This is a genomic window from Paraburkholderia franconis (assembly GCF_009362735.1).
GTDB lineage: Bacteria > Pseudomonadota > Gammaproteobacteria > Burkholderiales > Burkholderiaceae > Paraburkholderia > Paraburkholderia franconis.
Map to the genome: position 1 here is coordinate 1 of NZ_WHNP01000002.1, position 19,525 is coordinate 19,525.

The 19,525-nt window shown below is 62.7% G+C and carries 19 protein-coding genes; 6 read left to right on the forward strand and 13 right to left on the reverse strand.

All coding sequences use genetic code 11. The features are described 5' to 3' along the window. Positions 1-160: 160 nt before the first annotated feature. The 5 genes from GCT13_RS01805 to GCT13_RS01825 all read right to left on the reverse strand — a co-directional run bounded on the left by GCT13_RS01805 (position 161) and on the right by GCT13_RS01825 (position 5,725). On the reverse strand, positions 161-853 hold the full coding sequence (locus GCT13_RS01805) for a CBS domain-containing protein (protein WP_152755077.1): 693 nt from the start codon (positions 851-853) through the stop codon (positions 161-163). A gap of 534 nt (positions 854-1,387) precedes the next feature. Next, the gene (locus tag GCT13_RS01810; RefSeq protein WP_227746702.1) at positions 1,388-2,140 is read right to left on the reverse strand and encodes a carbohydrate ABC transporter permease; all 753 of its coding nucleotides are present in this window, start codon (positions 2,138-2,140) and stop codon (positions 1,388-1,390) included. Between the two features lie 134 nt (positions 2,141-2,274). Then, positions 2,275-3,207 carry a carbohydrate ABC transporter permease gene (locus GCT13_RS01815; protein ID WP_152755079.1) on the reverse strand — a complete coding sequence of 311 codons (933 nt, stop codon included), beginning with the start codon at positions 3,205-3,207 and terminating at the stop codon, positions 2,275-2,277. Beyond that, entirely contained in the window at positions 3,204-4,241 is a 1,038-nt protein-coding gene (locus GCT13_RS01820; RefSeq protein ID WP_152755080.1) for an ABC transporter ATP-binding protein, read from the reverse strand. Before GCT13_RS01820 ends, GCT13_RS01815 begins: the two co-directional genes overlap by 4 nt. A gap of 89 nt (positions 4,242-4,330) precedes the next feature. Beyond that, the gene (locus GCT13_RS01825) at positions 4,331-5,725 is read right to left on the reverse strand and encodes an ABC transporter substrate-binding protein (RefSeq protein ID WP_152755081.1); all 1,395 of its coding nucleotides are present in this window, start codon (positions 5,723-5,725) and stop codon (positions 4,331-4,333) included. A gap of 298 nt (positions 5,726-6,023) precedes the next feature. Between GCT13_RS01825 and GCT13_RS01830 the strand changes: the two genes are divergently transcribed. After that, complete coding sequence (locus GCT13_RS01830; protein ID WP_152755082.1) at positions 6,024-6,209, forward strand: hypothetical protein; 186 nt, start codon at positions 6,024-6,026, stop codon at positions 6,207-6,209. Between the two features lie 334 nt (positions 6,210-6,543). Next, positions 6,544-6,951, forward strand: a complete 408-nt coding sequence (locus GCT13_RS01835) for a zinc ribbon domain-containing protein (RefSeq protein ID WP_152755083.1) — start codon at positions 6,544-6,546, stop codon at positions 6,949-6,951. Between the two features lie 355 nt (positions 6,952-7,306). Here the strand turns inward: GCT13_RS01835 and GCT13_RS01840 are convergent, their stop codons facing one another. Beyond that, complete coding sequence (locus tag GCT13_RS01840) at positions 7,307-8,080, reverse strand: SDR family NAD(P)-dependent oxidoreductase (RefSeq protein ID WP_152755084.1); 774 nt, start codon at positions 8,078-8,080, stop codon at positions 7,307-7,309. Between the two features lie 160 nt (positions 8,081-8,240). Here GCT13_RS01840 and GCT13_RS01845 point away from each other — a divergent pair, with 160 nt between their 5' ends. Both GCT13_RS01845 and GCT13_RS01850 read left to right on the forward strand, forming a co-directional pair. Next, positions 8,241-8,831 (forward strand): TetR/AcrR family transcriptional regulator, encoded by a 591-nt coding sequence (locus GCT13_RS01845; RefSeq protein ID WP_152755085.1) that lies wholly within the window; start codon positions 8,241-8,243, stop codon positions 8,829-8,831. Positions 8,832-8,972: 141 nt separating this feature from the next. Next, positions 8,973-9,317, forward strand: coding sequence for a hypothetical protein (locus GCT13_RS01850; RefSeq protein ID WP_152755086.1), 345 nt, complete (start codon positions 8,973-8,975; stop codon positions 9,315-9,317). Positions 9,318-9,335: 18 nt separating this feature from the next. Here GCT13_RS01850 and GCT13_RS01855 read toward each other — a convergent pair whose 3' ends face one another. The 5 genes from GCT13_RS01855 to GCT13_RS01875 form a co-directional block, all read right to left on the reverse strand. Then, positions 9,336-10,187, reverse strand: a complete 852-nt coding sequence (locus GCT13_RS01855) for a carbohydrate ABC transporter permease (protein ID WP_152755087.1) — start codon at positions 10,185-10,187, stop codon at positions 9,336-9,338. A gap of 10 nt (positions 10,188-10,197) precedes the next feature. After that, complete coding sequence (locus tag GCT13_RS01860; RefSeq protein WP_321574162.1) at positions 10,198-11,148, reverse strand: carbohydrate ABC transporter permease; 951 nt, start codon at positions 11,146-11,148, stop codon at positions 10,198-10,200. An 88-nt stretch (positions 11,149-11,236) separates the two neighbouring features. Beyond that, positions 11,237-12,508 (reverse strand): ABC transporter substrate-binding protein, encoded by a 1,272-nt coding sequence (locus GCT13_RS01865; protein ID WP_152755089.1) that lies wholly within the window; start codon positions 12,506-12,508, stop codon positions 11,237-11,239. A gap of 51 nt (positions 12,509-12,559) precedes the next feature. After that, positions 12,560-14,542, reverse strand: coding sequence for a beta-galactosidase (locus GCT13_RS01870; RefSeq protein ID WP_152755090.1), 1,983 nt, complete (start codon positions 14,540-14,542; stop codon positions 12,560-12,562). Positions 14,543-14,553: 11 nt separating this feature from the next. Beyond that, positions 14,554-15,705 (reverse strand): ABC transporter ATP-binding protein, encoded by a 1,152-nt coding sequence (locus GCT13_RS01875; RefSeq protein ID WP_152755091.1) that lies wholly within the window; start codon positions 15,703-15,705, stop codon positions 14,554-14,556. Between the two features lie 234 nt (positions 15,706-15,939). On the opposite strand from GCT13_RS01875, the gene GCT13_RS01880 reads away from it, so the two are divergent. Continuing rightward, the gene (locus GCT13_RS01880; protein ID WP_152755092.1) at positions 15,940-16,968 is read left to right on the forward strand and encodes a LacI family DNA-binding transcriptional regulator; all 1,029 of its coding nucleotides are present in this window, start codon (positions 15,940-15,942) and stop codon (positions 16,966-16,968) included. A 124-nt stretch (positions 16,969-17,092) separates the two neighbouring features. Here the strand turns inward: GCT13_RS01880 and GCT13_RS01885 are convergent, their stop codons facing one another. Beyond that, positions 17,093-17,695, reverse strand: a complete 603-nt coding sequence (locus GCT13_RS01885; RefSeq protein WP_152755093.1) for a lipocalin family protein — start codon at positions 17,693-17,695, stop codon at positions 17,093-17,095. Between the two features lie 253 nt (positions 17,696-17,948). On the opposite strand from GCT13_RS01885, the gene GCT13_RS01890 reads away from it, so the two are divergent. Further along, entirely contained in the window at positions 17,949-18,944 is a 996-nt protein-coding gene (locus GCT13_RS01890; RefSeq protein WP_152755094.1) for an aldo/keto reductase, read from the forward strand. A 57-nt stretch (positions 18,945-19,001) separates the two neighbouring features. Here GCT13_RS01890 and GCT13_RS01895 read toward each other — a convergent pair whose 3' ends face one another. After that, positions 19,002-19,493 carry a YbhB/YbcL family Raf kinase inhibitor-like protein gene (locus GCT13_RS01895; RefSeq protein ID WP_227746708.1) on the reverse strand — a complete coding sequence of 164 codons (492 nt, stop codon included), beginning with the start codon at positions 19,491-19,493 and terminating at the stop codon, positions 19,002-19,004. Positions 19,494-19,525: the final 32 nt, after the last annotated feature.

Below are 19,525 nucleotides of genomic sequence, written 5' to 3' on the forward strand. Positions count from 1 at the left end.
GAGCCGCAAACCGAGCGGGTTGAAACATGCCGGTCTTTGCGGAACATGGCGGGCGCAGTCCGTCGGGAGCGGCCCGCCGGTTTGAATGTCGCCGTCACTATCCCCGACGTCGTTCTCCGCGTGCGAATCGACCTGCGCGCAGCTTGCGACGGCGTGCGGACTACAGCGTTGGAATCACGCTCGGGAACTCCAGGTGGCTCTCCACGCGCTTGACGCCGGGCACGGCCTCGGCCGCAATGCGGATCGCGCGCTTTTCCTCCTCGGACTCAATCACGCCCCATAGATGCGCGACGCCGTCCTTGACGAGTACGCCCTGTTTCGGCAACCCCCAACGCTTCCCGYGCATTTCCAGGACTATCGCATCGCGCAGACTCGCATCGTCGTGCGAAGCCGAATCCACGGGCGGCGTGACGCTCGCGAGTGCGCGGATCAGGTTCGAGCGGCTCACGATGCCGACCAGCTTGCCGTCCTTCAGCACCGGCACGCGTTTGAGATGCCGGCGCTCCATGAGGTCTGCGATCTGATCGAGCGGCATGTCCTCGGATATCGAAATCACCTGGTCGCACATCACGTCGCCGACGACATGCCCGTGCTCCTTCACATACCTCGCGGCCTGCTCGCGGGGCGTTGACAACAGAAATTCGAGCCACCACGGACGCTTCCCGTAGCCGGTGTTGTTTTCCACGCGATGCAGCAGATCGCCCTGGCTGACAATGCCGACGACCTGTCCGTTCGCGCCGACGACGGGCATCCCACTGATACGGTGGTCGACGAACAGTCTTGCCGCGTCGTAGATCGTCATGTCCGGTGTGGCGGTGACGACGGACGGAGTCATGATGTCGAGTGCGCGCATGGTCGCCCCCTCAGCGTGACGCGACGGGTCCCCATCTGTCGCACTCGTCGCATGATTTCGGCAGACGCACCGGCGGCGGGCCGCGCGGTGCTGAGGCGCCTGAATCCAGTACTCTACAAAGGCTCGCGCCGTCAGGGATTCACGCACATGACGGACGTTGCCCTCTTCGCTGCGCAGCGCGATCGTGGCGACAAGTCTGCGCACGCCGTGCCTCGACAACATCCGCAATAGCGTGACCAGGCCTTCCCCGGGAATACGCCCGGGCTTGTTGCGAAATGCGCTACGCACTGAGTTTAGGTTAACTATTCCKAAAGGTGTGCCAGGCGCCGCGTACTCCGGGTGCACCGGATTGTAGTTGCGACGTAGGTCGAAACGGGGCGAATTTATATCCAGGCAAGTGGCGAAGCGAGCGGCTTCCGAGCAGGCGTGGAGGTCCCATGCGGCGGAAGTGCCTCCGAAGGGGTCCTTCGCTGGCGGCCTACCTCATGCCTGGTTCGAGGCACGATGGCGATCCAATGGCRCGTCACGGCACCGCTACTTCACAGCACCCTCGGTAAAAGCGGCCACGAAGCGGTCAAGGAAGACGTTGTAGAGCAGCGCGACCGGCACGCTGACGACAAGACATGCGCCCATCAGCGAGCCCCAGAAGTAGACGTCGCCGCGTACCAGGAAGGTCGGCACGCCAACGCTGACGGTGTACTGCGAAGAACTGGTGATGAACGTGAGGGCGTAGACGAACTCCTGCATCACCAGTGTCAGGGTGAAGATAACGACGGTCAGGATGCCGGCCGACGAAAGCGGTACGACAACCTTCAGGAATGCGCCGAAGCCACTCAAGCCATCCATCATTGCGGCTTCTACGATGTCGCGAGGCACCGCTTTGAAGAACCCCATCATCAGCCAGGTGCAGAAGGGCACGGTAAAGCTTGGGTACACGAGCACCAGCGACCACAGCGAATCCTGCAGGCCGAGCGCGCCGATGATGCGCGAAAACGGGATGAAGAGGATGGTGGGCGGGATCAGGTACGTGACGAAGATGGCGATCGCGAGTCGCCGCCCCTGCCGCCCGGTGAGCCGCGCCAGGCTGTAGCCGGCCGGTACGGCCAGCGCTAGCGTGATGATCACCACCACCACGCCCACCAGCAGCGTGTTGAGGAGCCAGCGCGCGTACTGGGTTTCCTCGAACAGGACGCGCAGATTCTCCAGCGTGGGCGGCAGATTGAAAAGGAACGGGTTGTTTGCCGTATTGATCAGGTCGTGCACGTCCTTGAAGGTGGTAATCAGCATCCAGTAGAACGGAAAGGCGCAGAACACGGCAAAGGCGGCCAGCGTCGCAAATGCCGCGATTTGCGCGCCGCGCGCGCCAGCGTGGGCTCATCCATCCGGCCTTCCAACCTCCCGTTGCCGAGTCGACAGGCATGTCAGATCACCTCGGCGCGATGCGCCACCGTTAGCAGCAGCACGACCACCGCCACCAGAAGCGGGAACAGGAAGAGCGAAATGGCCGCACCTTCGGCCAGGTCGCCGCCCTGGATGCCAGTGAAAAACGCCAGACTGGCCAGCACTTGAGTCGTATCGTAGGGGCCACCGCGCGTGAGCACGTAGATGATGATCATGTCGGTCAACGTRAAGACGAYGCCGAATAACAGCGCCACCAGCATGACCGGCATCAGCAGCGGAATGTCGATCCGGAAGAGCCGCCGCCAGAAGCCCGCGCCGTCCATGGCGGCAGCGTCGTGCAGTTCGTGCGGGATGCCTTGCATGCCAGCCAGGATGATGACGGTGGCGAGCGGAAGTAACCGCCAGACATCCACCACGATGACGGACGTCATCGCCAGATCGGGCTGGCCCAGCCATATCGGCCACACGCCGGGGCCGACCACGCCAAGCGCACGCAACGTCCAGTTGATGACGCTGTAGACCGGGTCGAATATCCACAACCAGCCGATCGACCCCAGCGAGATCGGCGCGACCCACGGCAGCAGGATCATGAGGCGCACCAGCCACTTGCCGGGAAAATCGCGCGCCAGCGCCAGCGCAAGTATTTTGGCGAGCACCACCACCAGTGCCTGCGAAATCAGCGTGAACACCAGTGCATTGCGCAACGACTTCCAGAACTGGGAACTTTGCACGACGTGCCGGAAGTTCTCCACCCCGACAAATCGAGCCACCTGACTGCCGACCGTTACATCAGTGAGGCTGTACCAGATCGACAACAAGAACGGGAAGGCGAGCAACAGCGCGATATAGACGAGCGCGGGCGCCAGCATCAGAGGACCAAGCCAGCGATCGTCCCACGGCGCGCGCGCAATGCGGCGGCCCGGAGTTCGTGAGGTGTTGGGAGACACGTTCATGGCGCATTGGGGACCGTGCCCAGGCTGGCGCCGGAACGCGCGTCAAAGCGGCACAGATCGACGAGTCGCACGGCGAAGAGGCGCCGTGTACCAGCCTGCAGCGCCACGTTTGCCGTACACGGTATCCGGGAGATGACCTTGACCGGGGGCTGCGGCGGCTCCAGCAGTCCGTACACGAGGCGATCGGCGCCAAGGTATTCGATGCGCGTGATGCTCACTGGGAAGAGCTCGAGTTGCGCATCGTTGTCGAAGAGTTCACGTGGCAGGAAATGCTCAGGGCGGAAGCCGGTTTCCACGTTGTCGCTGGCAATCAGGTTCATCGGGGGCGAGCCAATGAACGTGGCGACAAACCGATCGGCCGGATGCAGATAGACTTGTTGCGGCGTGTCGAGCTGGCGCATGCCGCCGTGGTCCAGCACCGCCACGCGGTCGCCGAGTGCCAGGGCTTCGATCTGGTCATGGGTCACGTAGATTGTCGTCGTGCCCAGGCGGCGCTGGATCTGCTTCAGTTCGTCGCGCGCAGAGGCGCGGAGTTTGGCGTCGAGATTGGACAGCGGCTCATCCAGCAGGAAGGTCACGGGATCGCGCACGACCGCGCGCGCGAGCGCCACGCGCTGGCGTTCGCCGCCGGAAAGCTCGCGCGGCTTGCGCGTCAGTAGGTGATCGATGCCGAAGAGCGTTGCGGCCCACTTGACCTTGCTCGCGATAGTCTTGTAGTGCATGTGCTGGGCCTCCAGCGGGAAGGCAATATTGCCGGCCACCGTCAGGTGCGGATACAACGCGTAGCTCTGGAAGACCATCGCCATGTTGTGCGCGCGCGGTGGGAGGCTGGTGACGATGCGACCGCCAACCAGGACATCGCCTGAGGTGGGCGTCTCCAGCCCGGCAATCATGCGCAGCAGGGTGGTTTTTCCCGAGCCGGACGGGCCGAGCAACACCAGGAATTCGCCCTCGCGCACAGTGAGGTCGATCGCGTCGACGGCGGTGATGTCGTCGAAGCGCTTGGTGAGCGAGCGGGTTTCCACTGTGGCCATGGCGGTCCGGATGGCGCTCTGAGCGGGGAGTGTTGCCAATCGCCGGGGACTGCTGGCGTCCTGCGACGCTGGCGACCGTCGACCGCCGTCTACACTAGCCCTCTGGCTTGCCATTTGGCGAAGATCCGCTTACAGGCGGCCTCGGCGTCGCGAATAGCGTCCTGTGGCGTGGCGTCGCCGGTTGCGGCCCTCGCATACATGGTGTTGAGTACCCAGGTATTGAAGATTTCGTCGATGGCGGCGTTGGCGTAGCCCGGGTAGCCGACATTGGTGGCCTGCACCATCAGGGCGCCCAGCACCTTGTATTTGTCGCCTGGCTTGGCCTTGGAGTCGTCCTCGATCATCTTTTTGAGGTCCGGCACGGTGCTGGGGAAGCATGGGAAGTTATAGAACTCGCTGCCGACGAAGCCCTGGCGGAAGTTGTCGATATAGTCGACGAGGAACTGCTTGGCGCCGGCAATGTTCTCGGCGAATTTCCAGATCACGTAGCAGTCCATTACATGTTCCAGGCAGATGCGTTGCGCGGGTCCGCGCAGGGCCTGCGTTAGCCAGATGTTGGGCGTGACGGGAATGTTCTTGTTTTCGCCTTCGCGCGTGATGGAAATGGCGTTCAGGCATAGCGAAATCTTGCCCGCCAGCATGGCGCGGTTGTTCGAGGATGGATCCCACGCCAACACTTCCGGCGTCATGGCGTCGCGATACAGTGCCTGGACGTACTTGACCGACTCCAGCGTGCTGGGCGAATTCAACACCACGTTGCCGTGCGTGTCCTGCACGGAACCGCCGAAGGCGTAGAGTATGGTGCGCATGGCCATGGCGGTATCCAGTTCGGACGACAGGCCGATGCCCACCGGAATGCCTTTTGTCTGCTTGATCTTGCGCCCAGCACTCAGTACGTCATCCCAACTGTCCGGTGGCGGCAACCCGGCTTCATCCCACAAGTCTTTGCGGTAATTCACAGGATCCGGCACGAAGCTATCGGAGAACGCGAAGTACTTTCGGGTCTTAGGGTTGTAGGTGCTGTGCACCGCCAGGTCAACCGGCTTGCCATGCTTGCGCTGGCACTCTTCATAGATCTCGCGGTGGTCGATCACCTGATCTTCATACACGGGAGGCGGTGAGAGGAACATGAATAGATCGTGCCCCTTCTGGGCCGAGACCTCGGCGGCGGCGCGCGTGGCCAGCGCCGGAATGCCGACGTGGTCGACGATGACCTCAGTATCGTGGCGCTGGCCCCACTCCTTCACGTAGGTGCCATCGAACCACTTGTCGTAGCCCGGCACGAAATGATTCCACTGGAGAATTCTGAGGGTACGGGTGGTGGCGGCACGCGCGGGGCGGGGACGGACCACAGGGGCGAGTCCGGTGGCGAGCGCGGCGGCTGCCGCCGCCTGAATGACGCGGCGACGCCGTGAATCGATGAGGGAACCGGCGCCGCGCGCGGGAAGGCGCCGGAGCCCGGCAATGCGGGGGTTGTTGTTCATGGCCGCCTCGCAAACAAGGATAGAGCCGCATGCGCTCTGTCTGCGTGGTTACGCCTGGGGCGCACGTGCCATCACTTTCAAGGATAGGGAACAATCACGGAAATACAATTAGCCTTCCTCAGCGTTGGCTACCGCCTTTCCAGAAGCAAGACTGGCCTGGGTAAAAGGCCCCGCGGCGGTAACAGTGGCAATCTGCGGCGCAGAAATGCTCCGACAAATGAAGCGCGGCTTCGACAGCCTGAGTCCGCGTCGCCAGCCTCACCCACGTACCAGGTCGTAATGATGCCGGATACTCGAGATGATCTTCGACGCGCTTTACGCATGGCAGGCCGTCGGCCGTGGTCAGGACCGCGCGGCACGCTCCTTCCGATTCGATGACACCCCAACAATGGACGACACTGTCGCTGACGATGAAGTTCTCCCGCGCAAAGGCCGAGGAAGCAACATTCGACTGCGCCAGTTGGACGGCCGTTTGCTGGATTGAGTCCGACGTCCGAGTGTCATAACGGCCGAGCGCGCGAATGACGGATCATGGCCGCGTACTGCCGCTCGCGACGAGAGCAGGCCACATCGTGCTTAACTCGGGCCAGTCCAACTAATTCGCGTCATCGATCCGGCGAATCTAGCGAATTCGGTCCGGTCTCGCCCGCCGGATGACCGAGTTGAATTTATGAGCAAGTTTTGATTTGCCTAGCTGGCTGATCTCAACAAATCCGAATCGCCGCACGAGGATCTGCAGATCCCTAACATGGTGAAGCGGCCGAAAGCGAAGTTCGACGAGTCCGCAGTGGCTTCGGAACGGTGCCGGTGCGAAGGCGGTGCCGAATCGCTCGATTCTCCAATCGTGCTGGGGCGCGATCCATCGCACACTGGCCTACAAGGCTGCACGACGCAACAAGCTGGTGGGCACGGTGCGCGCGGCCCATACGAGTCAGGAATGTTCCCGCTGCTGGCACATTCACCCGGACAATCGCGAGGGCGCGCGGTTCGTCTGTCGAAGCTGTGGTTTAGAGGCGCATGCTGATCATGACGCCGCGTGCAACATCAAGGAACGCGGTATCGAGCGACTGCGCGACGGCCAATACGAATCGGCCAAAACCCGCAAGCGTGTCGCGTTTCGACGCAAGGGCAATGCGACCGGCGGGCGGCCGGCGCATGCCTGCGAGGGCAAAGCCCCTCGACCAGAACATCGGGCTGAGCGGATACAAGACCGGATCGCGTCATAAGTCGCTCATTCGGCAATCCGCGTTGATGCAGGAAGAAGGAACCTCTTGCTGGCGAGGAAGCCCCGGCATTCATGCTGCATTCATGCCGGGGAGCGTCACCAAACGCAGAACGATCGGCGCCGGCCGTGCCCGTGCTCGTGCTCGTGCTCGTGCTCGTGCTCGTGCTCGTGCTCGTGCTCGGGTCGATCGTCGCGACTATCGTGGCGGGGCTCGCTTAAACGCTGCATTCGCGCTGATTCGCACGACGACGCGCGTTCGAACGACGAGGGCGATGCGCAGCCGCGAGGCTGAGCATCGCCCCCTTTTTTTCATCAGAACCTCGCGCGCGGAAGTTCGCGTTCACCACTTCGCTTGCTTATCCGCGAAACACCGGCGCCCCCATCGGCGCACCCGTGTTGCCGCCATCGACGACGATCTCCGCCGCCGTCATCCCCGACGATGCATCCGACGCGAGGAACATGGCCGCTTGCGCGACTTCTTCGGAATCGGCGAGCCGGTTCATCGGGATCATCGGCGTCATCGCGGCTTCGGCGGCGTCGAGCGTCGCGCCCGCGCGGTCGCCGCGCGTCCAGATCGGCGTGCGCGTCGCGCCGGGGATGACCGTGTTCACACGAATCCCGCGCGTCACCAGTTCGGACGCGAGCACACGGGCCATGCCGGAGATCGCGGCCTTCGAAGCCGAATAAGCCGCTGAGCCCGCACGCCCCAGTTCGCGCATCACCGAGCCGTTCAGCACGATCGAGCCTCCCTCGCCCATCAGCGGCACGGCCGCTTGCACCGTCAGGAACACCGCCGTGACGTTCGTGCGCATGATTGATTCGAACTTCTCCGCCGTCGTGCCGCCGACGGGCGTCGCGCCGCTCACGCCCGCATTCGCGAACACGATGTCGAGCTTGCCGAACGTCTCGCCGATCACCTTCATCACTTCATCGATGGCCTCCGGATCGTTCACATCCGCGCGGATCGGCAGCGCGTTCGGGCCGAGTTCGGCGACGGCTTCGTCGAGCTTCGCCTGGTCGCGGCCCGTGATCGCGACGCGCGCGCCCTGCGCGATCAGCAACCGCGCCGTCGCAAAACCGATACCGCTGTTGCCGCCCGTCACGAGCGCCGTCTTGTTTTCGAATGACATTCAATTCTCCAGAGTTGATAGATGAGGCGGACATCCGCCGGCAGCTGCTTTATAATTGCAACTGCAATCTTAAATTAATGATATCGATCGCAATGAATGCGTGTCAAGCGCTTTTTTGCGTTGGCTTTTGCGTCAGCATCGTTGGAAAGGTGGAACAGCCATGAAGGTAAGCAAGGAAAAGGCGGCGCAGAACCGCGCGGCCCTTGTCGAGACGGCCGCGCGGCTGATCCGCGAGCGAGGCATCGACGGCGTCGGCGTGGCCGAGATCGGCAAGGCCGCAGGGCTCACGCACGGCGCGCTGTACGCGCACTTCAAGTCGAAGGAGGCGCTCGCGGCGGAAGCGCTCGCGTACGGCGTGCAGATCAGCCACGAGCGAATGACGACGCCGCGCAACGGCCATATGCCGAGCCTCGGCGAGCTGCTCGACAGTTATTTGTCGGAGGAAAGGCGCGACGACATTGCCAATGGCTGTGCGATGGCGGCCTCGGCGAGCGAAATCGGCCGGCAGGACGAGACGATCAGCGCGCGCTACAGCGAAGGGATCGAGAACATGGTCAGCGTGTTCGAGAAACATTTGCACGCGCGCAAGACGAAGGGCAACGCCCGCGAAAAGGCGATTACGATCACGACGGCGCTGATCGGCGGCATCGCGGCGTCGCGTGCGGTGCTGAAGGCGCGACCGGAACTGGCGAATGAGATCTTGCGCGCGGTGCGGCGCACGGTTGGTGAGATTGCGGGAGAAAAGGTGTGAGAGCGATGTCGTGACGAACTGAAACAAATCCGCGACGCGTCCTGCACTACGGCGTGCTCGCTGCCTTGAACTCCTGCATGCGATGGCCAATAGTTTAAAGCGAACCGCGTCGCGTGAAGTTTGCGAGGCAAGTCCCTTCGCATGAGCGCGGCATCATCCACCAAGGAGTGCATCGTGCATAAGACCGGCGTTTCTCTTCATGTCGCCACAGCTCTTGCGCTAGCGTTGAGCGCGGGTCTATCACAGGCACAGGGGCTTTCTGTTTATGACGACGTGAACTCGCCGATCAACAACACGCGCCTGATGCCGACAGCGCCGCTCGGCAGCGAATATCCGACGCATGGCAACCAGCAGGCGGGCGAACTCAATCTGAATCCGATTGATCCGCGCGCGCAACTCGTGAACGGTCTGCCGAACAATGCGCACTCGGGCGGTTATGGATCGCCGCTTGCAGGGGTGCATCCGGCTGCGCAACCGGGCCAGTGACGTATCGCGATCGCAGGACTATCCCTTGGTAGCGCCGAACGTGAGGCCCGCAACGAAGTGCTTCTGCATCGCAAAGAACATCGCGACGGAAGGCAGCGCAGCGAGAATCGAACCGGCCGATACGAGATTCCACGCCGTCGTCCATTGGCCTTTGAGCGCGGCGACGCCCACTGTGATCGGCGCGGCCTCGTCGCCTTGCGTCAGGCACAGCGCCCAGAAGTAGTCGTTCCAGACGAAGGTGAAGACGAGAATCGCGAGCGCGGCGAGCGCGGGACGAATCAGCGGCAACACGATGCGAAAGAACACCGTCCATTCGTCCGCGCCTTCGATGCGCGCCGCCTCGACCAGTTCATACGGCAACTGCTTGATGAAGTTGCGCAGAAAGAGCGCGCAAAAGCCCGTCTGAAACGACACGTGAAAAAGAATCAGCGCGTACAGCGTGTTGAAGAGCCCAAGGCTCAGCGACAGGTCGCGCACGGGAATCATCAGGATCTGGATCGGCACGAAGTTGCCCGCCACGAATGTTGCGAAGAGCGTCGTGTTGCCGCGAAACCGGTAGACAGCCAGCGCGAAGCCCGCCATCGCCGCGAGCGCAATCGAACCGATCACGGAAGGTACCGTGATCAGCACGCTATTCCAGAAGTAGTGCAGCATCGGCGATGTGGTGAGCGCTTCGCGGTAGTTATCGAAGACAGCAATGTGCTTCGGCCAGCCCCAGTAATTGCCTTCGCTCAGTTCCTCCGTCGAGCGCACCGACGTGATGAGCACCGCGATCATCGGCAGCAGCCAGATCAAAAGCGCAATGGGCAACGACAGCTTGTACAGGCGCCGGTTGAGCGCCTTCCATTTCGCAACGGGCATCGGATACATGGTCCGCTCCTTACTGTTCGTGGCGCAGCATGCGGCGCAGGTGATAGACGATGTACACGAGCATGATCGCGAACAGCACGACGGCAATCGACGCCGAATAACCATTGCGGTAGTACTTGATCGCCTGGTCGTACATGTAATACGCGAGCACCGTCGAGCTTTCGAACGGGCCGCCGCCCGTCATCACCGAGATCAGATCGAAACTGCGCAGCGCACCGATCACCGTCACGACGATCGCCATGAACGTGACGGGCCGCAATTGCGGCAGCACCACGTGCCATAGCATCGACCAGCCCTTCGCGCCTTCCATGCGCGCCGCTTCGAGTTGCTCGCTGTTGAGCGTCGTGAGACCCGTCAGATAGAGAATCATGCAGTATGCCGTTTGCGGCCACAGCGCGGCGAAGATGATGCCGAAGGTCGCATAGCGCGCATCGCCGAGCACGGGCACGCCGTGTCCGAGGATCATCGCGAGCAGGCCGAATGTCGGATCGTAGAACCACGAAAAGATCAGCCCGACTACAACGCCCGACAGCACGAACGGCGCAAAGAACAGCGACTTCACGACGCGCATGCCCGCCACGGCCTGATTCAGATAGAGCGCGACGGCGAGTCCCATCGGCGGTGCGAGCAGGAACAGCAGGAGCCAGATCAGGTTGTTCTTTAACGCGGTGTAGAACGTCGGCGCCTGAAACAGCTCGATGTAGTTCGCGAGGCCGACGAAGGCCTTGTCGGTCATGCCGTCCCAGTTGTAGAAGCTGAGCCAGATCGACGACAGGATCGGCCAGACGACGTACACCGCGACCATCAGACACGCGGGCGCGAGAAACAGAAACGCGGCCTTGCGCTGCCGACGCGCAGAGGGCGACGGACCGCGCCGCCTGCCCGCCGCTCTGGGCGCAGGCGCGGCCTGCGGCGAAGGCGGCGTGGCGTTGATGTCCTGACGTGTGACCGAGTGCGACACGACGATGCTCCTCTTCATGCAAGCGGGCTGCTGACTTGCTGCGCGCCGGGCGGCGCACACATGCTTTCGTCGCCCGGCGCGTCCGCCCTTACTTCTTGTAGATGCGCTTACGCGTCTGTTCGAGCTGCGCGAGAATCGCGTCGAGCTTCGACGGATCGGAGACGAACTGCTGCATGCCCTTCATCCCCTCGTCGGCCATTTCCTTCGTCATATCGCGATCGTAGAACTGCGCGATGCCGCCCTTCGTGTTCGACAGAATCTGGAAGCCGATCTTCGAAATGGGATCTTCCGGTTCCGGCGACTTGCTGTTCGCGGACAGCGAGCCGAGACCCGCCGCGAGCTTCGCGCCCTGCTCCGGCGATTCGACGAACGCGAGGAACGTGTGCGCGTCGGCCTTGTTCTTGGCCTTCGCCGGAATGTGCAGCGACTCGACGGGGCCGTCCTCGGCAGTCGGCACGTTGGAATCGATGATCGGGAACTGGAAGTAGCTCATGTTCGGCTTCACGCTCGCCGGGAAACCGCCCGTGATGAAGGTGCCCATCAGCATCATCGCGGCCTTGCCCTGGAAGAGGAACGGTTGCGCCGCATCCAGATCGTAGGACAGCGAGTTGTCGATGAAATCGTGATCGTCGAGCATCTGCTTCCACGTCGTGTAGACCTTCTTCACGCGCGGATCGGTATAAGGCACTTCACCCGCCATCAGCTTCTGGTGGAACGCGTTGCCGTTCAGGCGCAGGTCCAGATAATCGAACCAGCCCGCGAGCGTCCATGCATCTCGGCCGGCCACTGCGAACGGCGTGATGCCCGCGGCCTTCAGCTTCTTGCACGCGTCCATCAACTGATCCCACGTCTTCGGCTCGGACGCGATGCCGGCCTTCTGGAACAGGTCCTTCCGATAGAACAGGCCCCACGAGTAGTACACGGTCGGCGCCGCATACTGCTTGCCGTTGTACGTCGACGATTCCTTCGTCGATGCATACATGCTGTCCCAGCCGTTCTTCTTCCAGTCGCCGCTCAGGTCTTCGAACAGGCCGCGCCGCGCGTAATAGGCCATGCGCTCGCCGTTGTGCCAGTTGACGACATCGGGCGCGACCGTCGACAGCCAGCCGGGCAACTGCACCTTGTACGCCTCTTCATCGACGAACGACACTTTCACGTCGATGTCCGGGTGCGCCTTCTTGAAGTCGTCGAGCACCGATTGCCACACCGCGCGCTGGCTTGCGCCCTTGAACGCGATGTTCATCGTCATCGTGCCCGCCTGCGCGACCGTGGTCGTCGCCGCGAACGACGATACGGCTGCCGCAACGGCGATGGCCATCGTCGCGAACGCCTTGCGCGGGTTGAACTGGCTTGCTGTCATCCTTTCGTCTCCTGTCATTTGTGTCTGGTTTTTACGTGCTGGATCACTTGCCTACTCGGTCCGATAAACCGCTACGCTTTGCGGCTCGACTTCACGCGTGCCGATCACGAAGCGCGATGCATCGACGCCTTCGATCACGTGCTTTTCGTGCGCATAGTTGAAGACATACGCGAGCTTGCCGCGCCGGCTGATGCGCACGCTGTCTCCACACGGCGCCGGCGTGAGCCAGGCTTCCGTCGCGATGCGCGCGAACAGCGACTCGGTGAGACGGTCGTCGAACAGGCTCGCGAAGTAATGAACGCGACCATGTTGCACATACGCGGGATGACCGTCGCCGAAACGCGCGTGCACACTGAACGTGCGTTCATCGACGGCATCGATCAGATCGCGCCAGTGACGCGCATAGCCTTCGCGCTGCGCATCGCCCGTGCCGTCGAGCCGCACCGGTTCCGTCACGTTGGGCCGCATCGATTCGACGCGCCACACGCGGATCGGCAGCAACGATGCGAGCGCGCCCGGCGGCAGGTTCGCGGGAATCTGCAGATCAGGGGTCTTCGAGCCCGTGCGCGGGCCGAGCACGATGTGCGCGCCCGATGCCGCGAGCCGCGCCGCAAAGTCGGCGGGCACGACGGGCAACGGCGGCACGACGATCATGCTGTAGCCGTCGAACGGCGCATTGGCGGAAATCACGTCGACATCGAAACCCAGCGAACGCAACGCCGAGTAGTATTCGAAAGCAAAACGCGGATAGTGGAAATCCGCGCCCTGCGGATGTATCTCGAACAGCCACTTCGCTTCGTAGTCGTAGATCAACGCGATCTTGCCGTGCACATCGGCGTTCGCATCCGCATCAGCCGACAACACATGCGCGATCTCCTGCGCGACCTTCGCCGCTTCGCTGCCGCCGATATCGATGCGATTGTCGGGCGTGTTCAGGCCCGCGTGCATCTGCTCCTGCGCGAACGGCGCCTGACGCCATCTGAAGTACGACACGCAGCCCGCGCCATGCGCGAACGCTTCCCAGCTCCACAGACGCACCATGCCCGGCAGCGGCGCGGGATTCCAGTGCGCCCAGTTGACGGGACCGGGCTGCTGCTCCATCACCCAGAACGGCAGCTTCGACATGCCGCGATACACGTCGTGATTGAACGACGCGAAATCGGGATGCCCCGTGCGCAGAAACTTCGCCTTGATCTCCGGCGCGTACCACTGCTCTTCAAGCGCGCCAAGCGGATAGCTGTCCCACGTCGCCACATCGAGATCGCGTGCGACCTTGTAATGATCAAACTCGGTGAAAAGCTGCATGAAATTGTGCGCGACGGGCCGCCCCGGCGAATGCGCACGAATGATCTCGACCTGCATCCGGTTGTAGCGCGCGACTTCATCGGAAGCGAAACGCCGGTAGTCGAGACGATGCGACGGATGAGCCTCCGTCACCGTCGCAACGGGCGCGTCGATTTCGTCGAAGTTGCGGTATTCCATGCTCCAGAACACGGTGCCCCACGCACGGTTCAACGCGTCGATGGTTTGATAGCGCTCCTTGAGCCACACACGAAAGCGCGCGACGGCAGCAGGCGAATAGCTGACCACCGTGTTGTGGCAGCCGAACTCGTTATCCGTCTGCCAGTAAGCGACGGCAGCATGCTTGCCATAACGCTCGGCTACGGCCGTGCAGATCTTGCGCGACGCCTCGAAATACGACGGCGACGAAAAATCATAGTGACGTCGCGAGCCGAACGCGCGCGGCCGGCCATCGGCACCCACGGGCAGAATGTCGGGATGACGGTCGATCAGCCACTTCGGCGGCGTGGCCGTCGGCGTGCACATGACCACCTGCAAGCCCGCATTGCCGAGCACATCGACGGCGCGATCGAGCCAGCTCCAATCGTATTCGCCCGGCGTGGGCTCGATACGGCTCCACGCGAACTCCGCGATTCGCACCTGTTCGATGCCGAGCGCCTTCATACGGCGCGCGTCGTCTTCCCACATCGATTCCGGCCAGTGCTCCGGGTAATAGCAGACTCCAAGGCGCATGCGCATGTCCCTTATGCGTAGTGTTCGACGGTGTTAAGCGCCTTCACGGCGAATCCGTCATCGGTGAAAAGATGGCAGGCGTTGGCGGGCGCCTCGAATACCGCACGCTCGCCCTGCTCGATGCGCGCATTGCCGGGCACTTTCGCGACCAGCACATCGCCGCCGGCTTGTTCCAGATGCGCGTAGCTGTGCTCGCCCAGATGCTCGACGAGCGAAACGGTGCGCATAAGCGTTGCCTCACGTCGTGATACATCGGCAGCGATGAGCCGGAGATGTTCGGGACGCACGCCGAGCATCACCGGCTGAGCGCCTTGCAGCGTGCTGCCGTCGACGAGAACGCGCACGGCTTCATTCGTGTGATCGAGCGTGACGTCGACGCCCTGCGCGTCGATCGCCGTGACCCTTGCAGGCAGAAAATTCATGCGCGGCGAGCCGATGAAGCCCGCGACGAAACGGCTCCTGGGCCGGTGATACAACTCAAGCGGCGCGCCGATCTGCGCGATGCTGCCGTAGCGCTCCGTGTCCTTGCCCGTATGCAGCAACACGATCTTGTCGGCGAGCGTCATCGCTTCCGTCTGATCGTGCGTCACGTAGACGACGCTCGCCGACGCGAACTGCCTGTGCAGCCGCGCGATTTCGATGCGCGTCTGGCCGCGCAGCGTCGCGTCGAGATTCGAAAGCGGTTCGTCGAACAGAAACACGCCAGGCTCGCGCACGATGGCGCGGCCAATCGCGACGCGTTGCCGCTGCCCGCCTGACAACGCACGCGGCTTGCGGTCGAGCAGCGCTTCCAGTTGCAGGATGCGCGCGGCCTCGCGAACCTTGCGGTCGATTTCGTCTTTCGGCTTCTTCGCGAGCTTCAGGCCGAAGGCCATGTTCTCGTACACGCTCATGTGCGGAAAGAGCGCATAGCTCTGAAACACCATCGCGACACCGCGCTCGGCAGCAGGCACGTCGTTGACGATGCGCCCGCCAATCGACAGGTCGCCGTCCGTCACATCCTCGAGCCCTGCGATCATGCGCAGCAGCGTGGACTTGCCGCAGCCCGACGGACCGAGGAACACGCAAAATTCGTTCTCGCCGATCTCCAGATCGACGTTGCGGATCACGGGCGCGTTGTCTCCGTACGCTTTCTGCACGCCCTTCAACGAAATGCTCGCCATCGCTTCGACTCCGTGATTTAATCAGCGCGAAGCGGAGATTAAGCGCTTAATCTGAATGGCCGAAAAAACGCGATCGCATCGCGACCGCGGCTCGCTGGCCTTTCCGTTGACCCTTGCCGTGGGCCGGTCAACGTTGTCTCCGATCATCGTTCTGGTGTTTCGCGCATGGTGCCCCGCCTTCGTAGCCAATGCAAATGATGAACGTCTGTCCCATATATTGAAGACGCACAAACCATGTCTACTCTCAGCGAAGTCGCGCGGCGCGCCGGCGTCACGTCGGCCACGGTTTCGAATGTGCTGCGCAATCGCGGACGCGTCGGCGAGCAGACGCGTCAGCGTGTGCTCGAAGCCGTCGAAGCGCTCAACTATCGTCCGCATCTTGCCGCACGCGCGCTCGCCGAAGGCCGCGCGCCCACGATCGCGCTGATGGTGTCGAGCATCGCGAATCCGTTCTATCCCGAGTTCGCGCTCGCCGTCGAACGCGAGGCACGCAAGAGCGGCCACTTCGTCATCATCTGCAACACGAATGAGGACCCGCACGCGGGCCGTGCGTATCTCGACCAGATCGCAGGCACGCTCTCCGAAGGCGTGCTCGTGATGAACGCCAATCTCGACTTCGACGACCTGCACAAGACGCAGGCGCGCGGCGCGCCCGTGGTGCTGTGCATGTGGGAACGTCCCGACGATCCGCCGGGCTTGCCGTGCATCGCCGTCGACTTTCGTCTTGCGGGCCGGCTGGCCGCGAAGCATCTGATCGAACTGGGTCATCGGCGCATCGGCGCGATTGTCGGCAGCAAGCCTTCGGGGATTCACGCGTCGCGTTACGAAGGCTTCATCGATGCGATGCGCGAAGCGGGCCTGAAGGTGCCCGCCAAAAACGTGCGTTACGCGCCCGACACGATCCAGGGCGGCTATACGGCCGCGCGCGATCTGCTGGAGCACGACGCGAACATGACAGCCATCTTCGCGACGAACGACCTGCCCGCGCTCGGCACCATTCATGCCGCCGCCGATCTCGGGCGCAACGTGCCGCGCGATCTGTCCGTGGTCGGCATCACCGACATCCAGCTCGCGCAGCAATCGCGCCCGCCGCTGACGACCGTCGCCGTGCCGACCGTCGAAGCCGCCGAGCTTGCCGTGACGCTGCTGCGCGATCTGATCGAGCGGCCGACACGCAAGCATGGTGCGCATCAGAAGACGCCGCGCATTTGCGTGACGTCGGAGCCGCGACTGATCGTGCGCGGGTCGACGCAAAAGCGTTGACGTCGACCACGCATGACAAGCGTGGCAAAGAGCAAAACTTACCGTGAAGCGGCGTTCAATAGCGCAACGCAGGCAATAAGCCGGCAACCGCTTCGCAGAAGCAGAAAAATTTTCAGCCGCGCTTTCAGTGCTGCGTGCGGCGCAACATCGAAAGGTCATAGCCGAGCGCGCGCACGCGTTCGAGCAGCGCGTGTTGCAGTTCCCCCGTCGGCTTCGCATCACGCGTCAGTATCCATAGATACGCGCCGCTCGGCTCGCCGATGATCGACCATCGGTAGTCGTCCGCGTGATCGAGCACCCAGTAATCGCCGACGTAGAACGGTCCGAAGAAAGACACTTTCAGTTTGGCGTTGTCAGAGCCGGGCATCACGCGCGCCTTGCCTCTCGCAATGCGCCGCACGCCGTTCGCGCCGTCGCGGACCGTGTTGATCACGCTGAGCGAGCCGTCATCGCGCTTCGCGTAGTTGGCCGTGACGAAATCGCGGCCCCGTTCGAAGTGATTGTCGTAGCGCGCAAACTCGTACCAGTGCCCCGTGTAGCGGTCCAGATCGACGCTCTTCGCAGGCTCGGGCACGCGCGCATTACCCTTTTTGCCTTTCAACCGGACTGCGTACGTGACGGCAATCCCTAAGGCCACGACTCCCACGACTGCAGCGGCGACGATCGCACTACGCGCGGAGAAACTGCTTTGCTCGATATTGTCGTTGACGCTTCGTTCGACACTCATCGGACATCAACCTCGACTCGATGTCAAAGCCGTTTAGACCTTACGTGAATGAAAAGTTTTCGCCATTACGTGACGAAGGAAGGACAAAGCGGTGTCGGCGATCGACTGCGCACGGCTGCGGATGACTTCGCATGACAGCCCAGCGACGCGAATCCGCGATAGCCGCTATGCTTCTTCTTTTGTCGCGCTTTCGTGCTCGCGTCCTGCCGCACACCACCCGATTACTCAAAGTTCTCTTCTCGCGGAGTCGATCATGCAATACCGCAAATTCGGCAACACCGGCCTTACTGTCTCGCGTTTGTGTCTCGGTACGATGACCTTCGGCTTGCAAACCGAAGAAGATGTATCGCGTGGCATTCTCGACGAGGCGACAGAAGCCGGCGTGAATTTCATCGATACGGCTGATGTCTATCCGCTCGGAGGCACTGAAGGTGTCATAGGCCGCACCGAGGAGATCGTCGGGCGCTGGCTCAAGGGCAAGCGCGACCGCTTCATTCTCGCGACGAAAGCTGTCGGCAAAGTTGGCCCGTCACCGTGGGACCAGGGTGCGTCGCGCAAGCATCTGCTCGATGCCATCGATGCATCGCTGCGCCGTCTGGGCACCGATTACGTCGATCTGTATCAGCTGCACTCCGATGACCGCGACACGCCGCTCGACGAAACGCTCGAAGCACTCGATGTGATCGTGCGTTCGGGCAAGGCGCGCTATATCGGCGTGTCGAACTATCTAGCGTATCGGCTCGCGCGCATGCTCGGCCGCGCGGACGTGCTGCGCACCGCGCGCTTCGTGTCGGTGCAGCCGCGCTACAACCTGCTGTTCCGACAGATCGAGCGCGAACTGCTGCCGCTCGCGGATGAAGAAGGTCTCGCGGTGATGCCGTATAACCCGCTCGCAGGCGGCCTGCTGACGGGCAAGCATCGTCACGACGCGAAGCCGGCGGACGGACGCTTCACCGAAACAGTTGGCAAGGCAGGCGCGATGTACTCGGAGCGCTACTGGCACGGGCGAGAGTTCAAGACCATCGATACGCTGCGCGAAATCAACGCGAAAACGGGCGAGCCGATGACGAAGACGGCGATCGCGTGGGTGCTTGCGAACCCTGTCATCACATCGGCGATCATCGGCGCGAGCCGGGTCGACCAACTGAACGATTCGCTCGCCGCTGCCGACTACACACTCGCCCCCGAACTCAAGACGCAGCTCGACGAGGCGACGGTCGAATACCGTTGGGGCGATGCGCCGCGATAAGCATCAAATAAGCAGCAAATAAGCGGCAAACGCCGTGCAAAGGGCGTGCGTCGCGCGCTAGCGTCCGTAGCGCAGCACGGTGCTGCTCGCGGCCAGCACATGATTGTTGATGGCCGCGAGAAACTGATCGTGATTGAGACCGGGCTGCAGCGCGTCCTGCGAGAGATCGAGCGCGTAGACCTGCAGCACATAGTGATGCGGCACGTCGCCGACGGGCGGACACGGCCCGTAATAGCCGGGCTTCCCGGTGCGGTTGATGCCGCTCACGCTGCCCTCGGGCGCGGACGCGCCGTGTGCCAGCGACGTCAACGATGCGGGTATCCCGTACAGCACCCAATGGATCACGCCCAGGCCTTTCGCGCCGTCGGGATCGAACAGCGTCACCGCGAAACTGCGCGTGCCCGCGGGCACGTTACGCCACTGCACGGCGGGCGACTGGTTGCCGCCGCCGCAATTGTTCGCGCTTGCCGCATGGCTCGAATCGACCGTGCCGCCGTCGGGCGTACCCGGCGACGTCACTTCGAAAGCGTCCGCCGCGAGGACCTGCATCGCGCCCGCCGACAACGCGACACAGAGCGCCG

What these genes read in the sequence shown, in the direction of transcription:
- GCT13_RS01810 (WP_227746702.1), bottom strand. Translation starts at nt 2,140, where the DNA reads ATGCTGATTACCACCTTCAAGGACGTGCACGACCTGATCAATACGGCA.
- GCT13_RS01820 (WP_152755080.1), bottom strand. Translation starts at nt 4,241, where the DNA reads ATGGCCACAGTGGAAACCCGCTCGCTCACCAAGCGCTTCGACGACATC.
- GCT13_RS01825 (WP_152755081.1), bottom strand. Translation starts at nt 5,725, where the DNA reads ATGAACAACAACCCCCGCATTGCCGGGCTCCGGCGCCTTCCCGCGCGC.
- GCT13_RS01830 (WP_152755082.1), top strand. Translation starts at nt 6,024, where the DNA reads ATGATCTTCGACGCGCTTTACGCATGGCAGGCCGTCGGCCGTGGTCAG.
- GCT13_RS01840 (WP_152755084.1), bottom strand. Translation starts at nt 8,080, where the DNA reads ATGTCATTCGAAAACAAGACGGCGCTCGTGACGGGCGGCAACAGCGGT.
- GCT13_RS01845 (WP_152755085.1), top strand. Translation starts at nt 8,241, where the DNA reads ATGAAGGTAAGCAAGGAAAAGGCGGCGCAGAACCGCGCGGCCCTTGTC.
- GCT13_RS01850 (WP_152755086.1), top strand. Translation starts at nt 8,973, where the DNA reads ATGAGCGCGGCATCATCCACCAAGGAGTGCATCGTGCATAAGACCGGC.
- GCT13_RS01855 (WP_152755087.1), bottom strand. Translation starts at nt 10,187, where the DNA reads ATGTATCCGATGCCCGTTGCGAAATGGAAGGCGCTCAACCGGCGCCTG.
- GCT13_RS01865 (WP_152755089.1), bottom strand. Translation starts at nt 12,508, where the DNA reads ATGACAGCAAGCCAGTTCAACCCGCGCAAGGCGTTCGCGACGATGGCC.
- GCT13_RS01870 (WP_152755090.1), bottom strand. Translation starts at nt 14,542, where the DNA reads ATGCGCCTTGGAGTCTGCTATTACCCGGAGCACTGGCCGGAATCGATG.
- GCT13_RS01875 (WP_152755091.1), bottom strand. Translation starts at nt 15,705, where the DNA reads ATGGCGAGCATTTCGTTGAAGGGCGTGCAGAAAGCGTACGGAGACAAC.
- GCT13_RS01880 (WP_152755092.1), top strand. Translation starts at nt 15,940, where the DNA reads ATGTCTACTCTCAGCGAAGTCGCGCGGCGCGCCGGCGTCACGTCGGCC.
- GCT13_RS01885 (WP_152755093.1), bottom strand. Translation starts at nt 17,695, where the DNA reads ATGAGTGTCGAACGAAGCGTCAACGACAATATCGAGCAAAGCAGTTTC.
- GCT13_RS01890 (WP_152755094.1), top strand. Translation starts at nt 17,949, where the DNA reads ATGCAATACCGCAAATTCGGCAACACCGGCCTTACTGTCTCGCGTTTG.
- GCT13_RS01895 (WP_227746708.1), bottom strand. Translation starts at nt 19,493, where the DNA reads ATGCAGGTCCTCGCGGCGGACGCTTTCGAAGTGACGTCGCCGGGTACG.